This window comes from Allobosea sp. FG18 (genome assembly GCF_057809495.1).
The window spans coordinates 16693-27576 of record NZ_JBMDKB010000037.1; the positions used below are offsets into that span (position 1 = coordinate 16693).

Genomic DNA, 10884 nt, shown 5'->3' on the forward strand with positions numbered 1-10884 from the left:
ATGAGGTAGGCTTGCTCCGATGATCTTACAACTTCGCGACGAAACTGCGTCGGAGCGATGACGGCCGTCAAGCCGTCAGACTGCCGGCCGGCGCTTGCGACAGGCGCTCCAGCCAACGGAGCAGGGCCTCGCGCTCCAAGGGTTTCGCCAGGCAATCATCCATCCCGGCGGCGAAGGCGGCAGCCCGGTCCGTGGCGGAGACATTGGCCGTGACAGCCACCAGCGGCAGCGTGGCGGCGCGGCCGAACCGTCGCTCCAGCGCACGCACGGCACGGGCACAATCGAGCCCCGTCATCTTGGGCATGCGTACATCGAGCAGCGCGAGCGCCAAGGGCGGCGCGGTGCCGGCAAAGCTGGCCTCGACCCGCTTCAAGGCTTCACGCCCATCGCGCGCCCATATCGCCGTGCAGCCGAAGCGCTCCAGCGTGCGCGTCGCGAGCAGGGCATTGATCTCGTTGTCTTCCGCGACCAGCACCGTCAGGCCGGCGCCGGGCTGGTGCATCAGCGTCGCGGCCAGCGCGGCCGGCTCCCCCGCAACCGACGGCCCAGGCTGAAGGCCGTTGCCCAGTCGCTCGTAGAGCGAGCGCGTTCGCACCGGCTTGATCAGGAAGCCGGAGAACCCGGCCGCCTGCGGCGATCCGAACTGCCGGCGGGCATGAGGCGATAGCAGGATGAGGCAATTGCAGATGCCGAGCGCCGCAGCGGCCGCGGCCAACTCCTTTGCCGGCGCATCGCCAAGCGCATGATCGATCAGCACCGCCGTGACCGGGAGCCCCCCGCCAAGCTTTGCCCGCGCGGCCTCGACCGTGCCGGCGATCGAGACGGCTGCCCCGGTCGTCCGGATCGTTTCGGCCAGGAAGCGCACGGCGAAGGGCGCCGGCGAAACGAGCAGGATATGCTGCCCCGGCCAATGCGGAATCCGCGCGTCCGGCGCGTCAGCCGCCGCCGCGAGAGGCAGCGTGACGCGAAAGGTCGCACCCTCACCGAGCCGGCTTTCGGCCTGAACCTCGCCACCCATCAGGCGGGCGAGACGGCGCACGATCGCGAGGCCGAGACCGGTGCCGGTCTGACCTGCGGCAGCACCATGATCCAGCTGTTCGAATTCGCCGAAGATCATGTCGAGCCGGTCGGAGGGGATGCCCGGCCCGGTATCGGCGACGGTGATCTCGAGGCGATCCCCGGTTCGGGCCAGGCTCAGGCCGACACCGCCGGCTTCCGTGAACTTCACCGCGTTGCCGACGAGGTTCAGCAGTATCTGGCGCAGCCGGTCGCGGTCGCCGACGAGCCGTGCCGGCAGGTCGGGCGCGATATGGGCTGCAAGTTCGATGCCCTTGGCCTGCGCGCGCGGCGCCATCAGTTCCGCGACGGTCTCGACGAGCTGGGCCGGATCGAAGGGCTCCGCGACCAACTCCAGCTTGCCGGCCTCGACCTTGGCGAAGTCGAGGATATCGTCGACCAGCGCGAGCAGGGCTTCGCCGGAGGTGCGCAGGGCCGCGACATAGGTCGCCTGCTCGGCATCGGGACCGGTATCGGTCAGGAGGTCGGCCATGCCGAGGATGCCGTTGAGCGGCGTGCGGAACTCGTGGCTGACGGTCGCCAGGAAGCGCGACTTCGCCTCGTTTGCGGCCTCGGCCCGCGCTCGCGCCTCGACCAGCGCATCCTCGCTCGCGATGCGTGCCGAGATGTCGCGGCCGACGCGCTGGATCAGCGTGCGCCCGCCGGGGCCGGGCACCGCAGTCTCGATCCAGGAGATCCAGCGTTCACCCTCATAGGTGGCGAGGCATTCGTCGAAGCTGCGGGCGCCGCCCTCGAGCAGGATGATCGGACGGCTGGCGAGCTGCGGCAGCAGCATCTCGCTGCCGACGAGATCCTGCTCCCCGGCGCCGAACAAGGCCGCGTAGGCGCGGTTGGCATAGACGATCCGGATGCCGTCGCGCCGAACGATCAGGTCGCCCTGGGCCTCGATCAGGCTCCGGTAACGCTCCTCGCTGTCCGCGAGATTCCAGAGCCGATCATTGAGCGCCTCGACATCGTGCGCGAGCGCGGCCATCTGGTTACGCAGGCCGCTGCGCTGGCGCAGCAGCCACAGGACGACGCCCCCTGTGGGGAGAAGCAGCGCCGCGAAGGCGAACCATGACCAGATCGAAGAAGCCATGCCCTTCGATCTACGCAGACCACCTTGAAAAAGCGGCCGGCGAAAGCCGCGAATTCGACCGGTTCGAGAGGAGGGTCCATTAACCCTCGGCCTCAGGCGGCCTGGACGAGTTCCTCGCCCCGCGCCCGGTAAGAGAGGGCTTCGGCGAGATGACACCGGCCGACCTTCGCCTCCCCATCGAGATCGGCGAGCGTGCGGGCGACCTTGAGCACGCGATGATAGGCGCGTGCCGTCAAACGCAGGGCCTCCGCCGCGTCGCGCAGAAGTGCAAGCCCCGCATTGTCCGGCCGCGCGACCTCCTCGATCACCGACACCGGACAGGCGGCATTGGTCATGACGTGACCAAGGCCGAGGCTCTCGAAGCGCGACGCCTGGATATGGCGCGCCGTGGCGACACGCGCCGCGACCATCGCCGAGCTCTCTCCTGCGGCCGGGCGAATCAAGTCCGCCGCCGTCACGGCGGGAACGTCGATCGCGATGTCGATCCGGTCGAGCAGCGGGCCGGAGACGCGCGCCTGGTATTGCGCCATGCAGCGCTCGTTCGGCTGGCGGCGGCAGGCGTAGCCGGGTTCGGTCGCCCGGCCGCAGCGACAGGGGTTCATCGCAGCGACGAGCTGGAAGCGCGCGGGATAGACGGCGCGGTGATTGGCGCGGGAGATCAGGACGTCGCCGGTCTCCATCGGTTGGCGCAGGGCATCGAGCGCCTGCGGCTGGAATTCCGGCAACTCGTCGAGGAAAAGCACGCCGTGATGCGCGAGCGAGACCTCGCCCGGCCGGGCCTGCAGGCCGCCGCCGACGAGCGCCGCCATTGAGGCCGAGTGATGCGGCGCGCGGAAGGGCCGCCGGTCGGTCAGGGCGCCTTCGGCCAGCTTTCCGGCGACGGACAGAACCATCGAGACTTCAAGCAGCTCGCGCGGCGAGAGCGGCGGCAGGATCGAGGGCAGACGGCTCGCCAGCATCGACTTTCCGGCACCGGGCGGCCCGTTCATCAAGAGATTGTGCCCGCCCGCTGCTGCGATCTCCAGCACCCGCCGCGCGCTTTCCTGGCCCTTGACGTCGGCCAGGTCCGGCAATGGGCCAGCCTGGCGCGCCACGGCCGGCTCGGGTCGGGCCATCACCTGCGTGCCCTTGAAATGGTTGGCGAGCTGGATCAGCGAACGCGGCGCCAGAATGTCGATATCCGCAGCGGCCCAGGCCGCTTCCGAGCCAGACGCCGCCGGGCAGATCAGGCCTTGCCCCCTCGCATAGGCCGCGATCGCCGCCGGCAGGACGCCCGCCACCGGCGCGATCGAGCCGTCGAGCGCCAGTTCGCCGAGGACCGCGTAGCCGGACAGAGCATCGGCCGGGATCGCCCCGATCGCGGCCATCACGGCGAGCGCGATCGGCAGGTCGTAATGGCTGCCCTCCTTGGGCAGCTATTGCGGGATTACGCCGAGTTACCCGGAATTTCGCGATGTGGACAAGCCCTTGCAAATGCGCCAGATTCAGATGATCTCAATGGCGATTGGCGTATCCTCAACGCGCCTGACATTACCCTGGCCTGCTTACCCGGTGCTTACCCGACATGGCACGTCTCACGATCAGGACGATCGACGCCGCCAAGCCGAAAGGCTCGGATGTCTTCCTATGGGATGACGACTTGCCGGGGTTCGGCCTGCGCGTGAAGCCGAGCGGCGCCAAGTCGTTCCTCGTCCAGTATCGCAACAAGAATGGCCGCAGCCGGCGGCTCACCATCGGTCGCTATGGCGTGCTGACCCCGGACGAGGCCCGCGACATTGCGAAGGACCATTTGAGGGATGCTGCCAAGGGCTTGGACCCAGCGGAGCAGAAGGCTGCTGATCGGGACGCCAAGACCGTCGCGCAGCTCTGCCGCGAGTATCTGGAGAAAGCAAAAGCCGGCCTGATCCTGACCAAGAACGGTCGGCCCAAGAAAGCGACCACGCTCGAAATCGACCAAGGCCGAATTGATCGACATATTATCCCGCTGCTCGGCAACCGCACGGTGAAGGATTTGACCGCCGCTGACGTTCGCGGCTTCGTTCGCGATGTCACCGCCGGGAAGACGGCACGCAACGAAAAGACGGATGCCGGCGGCCGATCGATCGTGACAGGCGGTGGAGGCACCGCCGCCCGAACTCTCGGGCTCTTCGGCGCAATCCTCTCCTACGCGATCGAAGAGGGCTATCGCGCCGACAACCCCGCTCACGGCATCAAAAAGCGGAAGGACGGTAGGCGCCAAGTTCGGCTTGAGGCAGAGGGCTATCACGCCCTCGGGGCAAAGCTCGATGAACTGGAGCAGGCTGGCACGCGATGGCAAGCAATCGCGATCGGGCGCTTGCTCGCACTGACAGGTTGCCGCCGAAGCGAGATTGAAAAGCTGCGCCTCGATGAAGTTGATCTGCGCGCGCGGCGCCTCAGGCTGGGCGACACGAAGACCGGCTATAGCGTTCGTCCGCTAGGTTTGGCGGCAGCGGCGGTGCTGGAAGCCGCGCTGAAGCGCAATCGCCCGTCCGACTACATATTCCCGGCCGTCAAAGGCAAGACGCCTTGGTTTCAGGACTTCCCCCGGATATGGACGGAGAGCTTGAAGCCAGTCGTTCCGGGCGTCACCCCGCACGGCCTGCGCCATTCGCTGGCATCCCATGCGGATGACCTTGGCTTTTCTGATCCCACCATCAAGACGCTGCTAGGCCATGCGCGCAGCGGCGTCACTGCCGGATACATTCACAAGCTGGATGCCGCGCTCCTGGCAGCGGCGGACCAACTGACCCAGCACATTGACGACTTGATGAAGCACGGCAAGCGGCCCGAGGCCGATGTCATTCCCATGGAGAGAGGTAAACGAAAGCGCAGGTGAACGTTTACGTTCTGGCTCTATTCCGCCGGAAGAGCACGCCGCATCTTGGTAGTTCGGAGATCATGTTGAATATCGAGGACGAGCCCAATCCATACGAATACCCCTGGCTACCACTCGAGGTCGTCATTGTTCTTCTGGAGCGCGCCAACGTGGCTAAGCCCAGCCAATTTGAAGACGGGCTCCAAGGCTACGTCAACGGTGACGAACTCGAAATTATCTCAAGATTCCTTGGCCGAGCGGCCTTCAGAGGCCGTTTGCGGATCAGGGGGTGGCCAGCGACACCTCACGGCGATGTACCTATCGGCCCGGAACAGGACATCCCAGTCTCTTATTTTGTGCGGCAGCGGAGTTTTTACGGGGCAGAGGGTATTGGACGGCTCGGCTTTCATGCTTCCCCTGAGGATCTGTATCGAGATGACCGGCTGCGCGAAACGGTGACGCCTGGGCCGGACTCTGACTGGCTCGATGTCTTGGTCAGCGGCCCAGATCTCCAGCGAGCATTGGCAGAGTTCAACACCCGGCTTCAACAATCGACCGAGTTGATCCGGCTGGCCGAGCCACCCAAGCCAAAACCGGGCCCAAAGCTCGACCACCTCGTTGATGCGGTCAGAGCGATGCATAACTGGCTGCGAGAAGCGAATGCCCGCGACAAGCCGAAAGTGCCACCCTCTGCCCGAGGAAAGGCCATAGAGTGCTTCAATGCTCGGGGCCACGAAATACGACTGAGCATCGAAACAATGCGAAAGATATTTAGCGGGACGTATCCTGCTGCCCTGAAGGCGGCGGAAAGCGGGCAAATCGTCCCGTTCTGGAAAGATGAGTAACTTGGGAGGCAAGTCCGGCCGAAAAAGTTAGGCCGCACCACCTGGCTTTCCTTCCGCGTAACGGTTCGATGGAGATTCAACGTTGGTCGTCAGGTTGGGGTTGCCCGAAGGAAAGGTAGTTCGGCTCCAGGAGGCCCTCACGTGGGCATTTACGGGGTGGAGTTGGTCAAATGCGACTGCGACCTTGAAGGAAGTCAGCGATGTCTCGCAGCGGGAGGATTATCCCGCGCCAGGCTCTCTGTACGCATCATACGCCCTGCTTCCCGAGCTCACCGAGGAAGAAGCGAGGGTGCGTGATCTGGCCTTCTTTGCTCGCTTTGATGCGCTGATGAGCGATGCGTGCTTCCGAGGAGACATCGCTTTGGAAGGCCGCCGAGCGAGATCCACGCAGTCGGAACCAATACCGAGCGCCTATTTCTTCAAGCCACGGGGCTTCAGCTACTTCAGCGGAAACAAGATCGACGACACTCCAGCCAATGCTTCTGTCGAAGCTATCCTCGACAGCGGGCGTGATGGCGAGTGGGAGGATGCCATAGTTGATCGCGAGCAGTTTCTGTCCTGGTTCTGTCGTTCAATGGCGCAGATTCTTGATGCCTCTCCCGACAGTCTGTCGGAGGCGACAGGAGCCAATTTGCTCAAGGCAACCATCAACAGTCCGGCAAAGCTTTCTGCAAAAAAGCCAAAGGCATCCGGTCCCGGCTTGGATCGCGTCATAGACACCATGCGGGTGGCTCGCGCTTGGAAGATCCAGCGCGAAGCGGCCGGGACACTGCCGGCCACACCGCATGGACGCGCCAAGGCGTGCATGGAGGACAGGGGCGAAGACCTGAAGCTTGGGTTTCAGGCGCTGCGGAAGATTTTCGAAGGGGCCTATCCCGCGGCTCGACGCGCTGTTGACGAGAATCGCGCTCTCGCCGTCTGGGACACGTAGTGGGTAAAATTGGTATCGGGTACCAACCTTACCAACCTTACCTATCTTGATCCCTACCAAGATATTGAAATTACTGTATTTTTCTCCATCAAGAGTTGCTGCGCTCTACGCTCGCGCCCTTCAATATTCCTGACAGCACCGGCGCCGCCGCTGCGTTTTGTCAGGAACCAAAATGCTCCACAGCACTCCCCTCCGACGGGATGAGGCGTCCGCCTACATCCGCGACCGCTACCGCCTTCCCTGTTCCGAAAAGTATCTCGCCAAGCTCGCCGTGGTCGGCGGCGGCCCGCTATTTCGGAAGGCCTCGCGCTTCCCGATCTATGACAAGGCCGATCTGGATAGCTGGGCGCAGGCGCGCATCAGCGGCAAGGTCAGCTCTACCTCCCAGTTGAAGGAGGGTGCGTCACTCAATGACTGAAACGAAAAACCCCACGGCGCCCGGCAAGGCGTCCGTGAGGTCCGAATTCGCTTACCGGGCAGGCAGCGATTGGGACCTTACCACACCACCGGCCGCGATCAACATTCTTCGCGCTCGGTTTGGCTTCTCCGCTTCGGTTGCGGCGCTCGTCGCTGATCTCGCCGGCATTGGTCCTCGGGAGGCGCGGTCGTGACGAACTCCTCCCTCAACACTCGCTCCTCCGCGATCGACGCGGAGGCTTTCATCCACGAGCAACTTGGCTTCGTCGCCCTGCACGCTGGTATGGGGCAAAGCTACCTTGAGGCCGGGGATACTCCCGGTTTCCGCTATTCGCTCTCCAGCTTGGTAGCCCGCGTCAAAGCGGTTGCTGGCATCGTCAACGATCTCGGCGCGCTCGCTGAAAACAAGAGGAGCGCCGGCTGATGGCATTCGAGCGCATCGATACCTCGGATCTCGAACTCAGGCCGGCGCGCTTCGCGCCGTCCATTCTCTCTCGCGAGAACCCTGCTCGGGCAACTCGGGAGAAATACGCGGAACACCCTCTGCCTCTGTTTCCTCCTCTTGCTCCGGCCGCCCCTTATCCTGTCGCGAACCTCGGTCCGACGATGAGGCTGGCGGCGGAAGCCATCGCCTCCAAGGTGCAGGCGCCCATTGAGTTAGCGGCGCAGTCGGTCCTCAGCACCGCGGCGTTGGCAGCGCAGGCGCATTTTGACGTTCGCCTGCCGTTCGGCCAGGTCCGCCCTTGCAGCCTCTTCTTCATTACGATTGCCGCCTCCGGTGACCGGAAATCGTCCACTGACAATGAGGCGAACTGGCCTGTTCGGGCTCACGAAAAACGGCTCCGCGAGGAGTACGAAATCCTCATCCGTAGCTGGAAGCTGGATCACGCCGCCTGGGCCGCCACAAAGCGCAAGATCGAGAACGATGCCAAGATCGAGCACGATGAACGCCGCAGCCGCCTGGAGGAGTTGGGCGACGAGCCCGCTAGGCCTCTCGCTCCGGTTCTCACCTCAGGCGACGTGACGCCTGACGGCCTAACCAAGAACTGGGCGTCCATGCACGGCGCGCTCGGCGTTTTTAGTGCCGAAGGTGGCCAGTTCACAGCCGGCCACGGCATGAACGACGACAATAGGCTCAGAACCGCGGCCATGCTCTCCACCCTATGGGATGGTAACGGCGTCGTTCGAGTTCGCGCGGGGGATGGCGTAACTACGCTGTCGGGCCGGCGCTTATCGGCACACCTGATGATTCAGCCTGACGCGGCAGCCGGCTTTCTGTCGGATCGCACTTTGCGGGATCAGGGCTTGCTCTCTCGCGTCCTGCTTGCCGCACCTACCTCGATCGCCGGGCACCGGATGTATCGGAAAGCCAGCCTGGAGGACGAGCACGCGATTGCCGCCTACGGGAAGCGCGTCCTGGGCCTCCTCGAACAGCCGCCCCGATGCCTTGGCCTTGCGAATGAACTTGACCCGGTTCCCCTCGCGTTGAACGCACAGGCGGAGGCGGAATGGGTCGCATTCTTCAATCACGTTGAGGCCGAATGCGGAGCCGAAGGTGATCTCAAGGTCATCCGCGACGTTGCGGCGAAAGCGGCGGAGAACGCCGTTCGGATTGCCGCGGTGGTTGCCGCCATCGAGAGCCACGGTGCCAGCCATATCGATCTCGACGCAATGCGCTGCGGTATCGGCCTTGCTGACTGGTATCTCCGCGAAGCTCTCCGCCTCGCCCACGCATCCCGGCTCGATCCGAAGCTGATGCGAGCCCAGACGCTGCTCGACTGGCTGCGCTCGCGCGACAGGCCGGAAATCGGGTTCCGGGACATCCTGCAACTCGGGCCGACTGCCACCCGAACTAAGGCTGCCGCCGATGACGCGACCGCCCTGCTCCAGGCTCACGGCTGGGTTCGTGAGATCAACGCCCGGCCGAAGCGTTTTCTGCTTCTCGACGAGGGGGGAGAGTGATGGCCTATCGCCCATTTTACGATCCCGTAGCCGAGGACGCCCCTGCTACGTTTGCTAATCCTGCTACGTTTCAGCCCGATCAGCCCCAAAGCGTAGCAGATGTAGCAAGTGTAGCAGGGGGTTATGCCGAAGCAGGAGCCGCAGAGACAGAAACTGCGGGCCTCTCGCCGGAGGATCTGCAAGCGGCCTTCGACGAGCGCGCCGGTATCCTCGAATACGATCACCACCTCCCTCGGGCCGAGGCCGAACGGCTCGCCCGCATCCAGATCAGCGGCACGGTTCACTGACATGCAGTCTGGGAACGCTCCGCCCTACCCAGGCTTTGGCAAGCCCTGCAACGGATGCGGCCAGTGCTGCATCATTCGCCCCTGTCGGCTAGCACGTGACTTGGCTGGCGTCCGCGAAGGTCCATGCCCGATCCTCACGCGAGATGGCGACGGCTGGCGCTGCGGCCTCACCATCGAACCGCATCGCTATGTGGCTGGCCTTGCCGACAAGCCTTTCGCTGACTCGACCCTGGCCCCGTTGTTTGCCGAAGCGCTCGGCATAGGACGCGGCTGTGATGCCGAAATCGGAGACCAGCAATCATGATGTCGGCAACCGCGTCGAAACTGGACGCTGCCCTGGTCCGGTCACTCTGGATCCGGACGCAGGATCCTGCCGTGTCGCACATCGACCAGGAGGAGGCCGAGAGCGCGCTGGTCGAGATGGCTGGCGCGGCCGGACTCGACGAGGACAGGCTGTGGGATATGCTCGGTCGAGCTCCTCGAGACGAACCCGACGATGAGTTTTCCCTACGCCTCAACCTCTATCGGTTGGCCGATATAAACGGGGAGCTGATCGTCATCGCCTATGACGATTGGGTCGCGGGGCCGCCTCCGGCGCGGATGATGCAGGCCTTGCACCTGGCGGTTCCGTTTCCGGATGACCTCGCCGGGATCTGGGTGGAGCATTGCAGGTGGCAGCGCCTGGCCCACGAGAGAGAAACGACCAATCGGCACTACGAGATGCCAATCCATATCCTGGCTCGGATTTCAGGCTTGGAGCATCTTCTGGACACGCGACCTGCTGTGACGATCGACGACCGGCGGGCGAGGATGGCTTGGCTCGGCATGGTCTGCGGCTCGGAGGTGACGCGCGACGTGCACGACGACATGGCGCTCGCCGCCAGCCTCTCCGACGATTTCGAGGCCATGGCCGAGGAGCTGGAGCGACTGCGCGCTGCCGTCCAAAGTGGACAGCCGCAAGGTATCACGACGAACGTAATACCTTCGGCCACTCCTGCACCACCTGCACCTAACCGTCGCACCAACGCCGACAAGCAGCGCGACGTGATGACCATGCTGGTCTGCCATCCGGAACTCTCCGAGCGAGAGGTTGCGCGCCGCTGTGGCGTGTCCCCCCAGACCGTGGGGAATGTCCGGCGCCGGCGAGACGCATAGAAGCCGGAAATCCCAGCATCAAAAGGGGTCTCCTCAATTTGAGGGGTCTCCCCAATATTTGCGCCCCCCCGAAATTGGGGACCTCAAATACCCTCCACACGGGCATTCCACTCGCCACGCGCCGTGGCGCTACAGCCTCTCTTTGAGAGGGTCTGTTCAAGAAGCTGCACACCCGTCCAATCTCGTGACCCACACGAACTGCGGTATTGAGCCCATTTTCTAGGGCGCGTCGCATCTGAGGTGACCTGAGACCCTTTTTTCCTCCGGTCTGAGGGAGAGTCCTGGGTTTCATTTCT

Annotated in this window: 9 protein-coding genes and 1 pseudogene; 8 read left to right on the forward strand and 2 right to left on the reverse strand. The window is 64.2% G+C overall.

The genetic code is table 11. The features are described from left to right. Positions 1-67: 67 nt before the first annotated feature. A complete protein-coding gene (locus ACODTJ_RS26980) occupies positions 68-2155 on the reverse strand; it encodes a hybrid sensor histidine kinase/response regulator (RefSeq protein WP_454658728.1) in 2088 nt (695 codons plus the stop codon). A gap of 92 nt (positions 2156-2247) precedes the next feature. Next, positions 2248-3570, reverse strand: a pseudogene (locus tag ACODTJ_RS26985) (YifB family Mg chelatase-like AAA ATPase); the annotation flags it as partial. Between the two features lie 149 nt (positions 3571-3719). On the opposite strand from ACODTJ_RS26985, the gene ACODTJ_RS26990 reads away from it, so the two are divergent. The 8 genes from ACODTJ_RS26990 (at position 3720) to ACODTJ_RS27025 (ending at position 10588) form a co-directional block, all read left to right on the forward strand. Continuing rightward, positions 3720-5012 carry a tyrosine-type recombinase/integrase gene (locus ACODTJ_RS26990; protein ID WP_488851013.1) on the forward strand — a complete coding sequence of 431 codons (1293 nt, stop codon included), beginning with the start codon at positions 3720-3722 and terminating at the stop codon, positions 5010-5012. Positions 5013-5074: 62 nt separating this feature from the next. Next, positions 5075-5836, forward strand: coding sequence for a hypothetical protein (locus ACODTJ_RS26995; protein WP_488851015.1), 762 nt, complete (start codon positions 5075-5077; stop codon positions 5834-5836). Positions 5837-6020: 184 nt separating this feature from the next. Further along, complete coding sequence (locus tag ACODTJ_RS27000; RefSeq protein WP_488851017.1) at positions 6021-6767, forward strand: hypothetical protein; 747 nt, start codon at positions 6021-6023, stop codon at positions 6765-6767. Between the two features lie 172 nt (positions 6768-6939). Further along, a complete protein-coding gene (locus ACODTJ_RS27005; protein WP_488851019.1) occupies positions 6940-7185 on the forward strand; it encodes a hypothetical protein in 246 nt (81 codons plus the stop codon). A 189-nt stretch (positions 7186-7374) separates the two neighbouring features. Then, positions 7375-7608, forward strand: coding sequence for a hypothetical protein (locus ACODTJ_RS27010; RefSeq protein WP_488851021.1), 234 nt, complete (start codon positions 7375-7377; stop codon positions 7606-7608). Next, positions 7608-9146 (forward strand): YfjI family protein, encoded by a 1539-nt coding sequence (locus ACODTJ_RS27015; RefSeq protein WP_488851023.1) that lies wholly within the window; start codon positions 7608-7610, stop codon positions 9144-9146. Before ACODTJ_RS27010 ends, ACODTJ_RS27015 begins: the two co-directional genes overlap by 1 nt. Beyond that, positions 9146-9433 carry a hypothetical protein gene (locus ACODTJ_RS27020; protein WP_488851025.1) on the forward strand — a complete coding sequence of 96 codons (288 nt, stop codon included), beginning with the start codon at positions 9146-9148 and terminating at the stop codon, positions 9431-9433. The genes ACODTJ_RS27015 and ACODTJ_RS27020 overlap by 1 nt, the downstream gene beginning before the upstream one ends. A gap of 300 nt (positions 9434-9733) precedes the next feature. Further along, entirely contained in the window at positions 9734-10588 is an 855-nt protein-coding gene (locus ACODTJ_RS27025) for a hypothetical protein (RefSeq protein ID WP_488851027.1), read from the forward strand. Positions 10589-10884: the final 296 nt, after the last annotated feature.

Bases quoted from the DNA above. Each gene is read 5' to 3' on its own strand.
- ACODTJ_RS26980 (WP_454658728.1), bottom strand. From the start codon at position 2,155: ATGGCTTCTTCGATCTGGTCATGGTTCGCCTTCGCGGCGCTGCTTCTC.
- ACODTJ_RS26990 (WP_488851013.1), top strand. From the start codon at position 3,720: ATGGCACGTCTCACGATCAGGACGATCGACGCCGCCAAGCCGAAAGGC.
- ACODTJ_RS26995 (WP_488851015.1), top strand. From the start codon at position 5,075: ATGTTGAATATCGAGGACGAGCCCAATCCATACGAATACCCCTGGCTA.
- ACODTJ_RS27005 (WP_488851019.1), top strand. From the start codon at position 6,940: ATGCTCCACAGCACTCCCCTCCGACGGGATGAGGCGTCCGCCTACATC.
- ACODTJ_RS27015 (WP_488851023.1), top strand. From the start codon at position 7,608: ATGGCATTCGAGCGCATCGATACCTCGGATCTCGAACTCAGGCCGGCG.
- ACODTJ_RS27020 (WP_488851025.1), top strand. From the start codon at position 9,146: ATGGCCTATCGCCCATTTTACGATCCCGTAGCCGAGGACGCCCCTGCT.
- ACODTJ_RS27025 (WP_488851027.1), top strand. From the start codon at position 9,734: ATGATGTCGGCAACCGCGTCGAAACTGGACGCTGCCCTGGTCCGGTCA.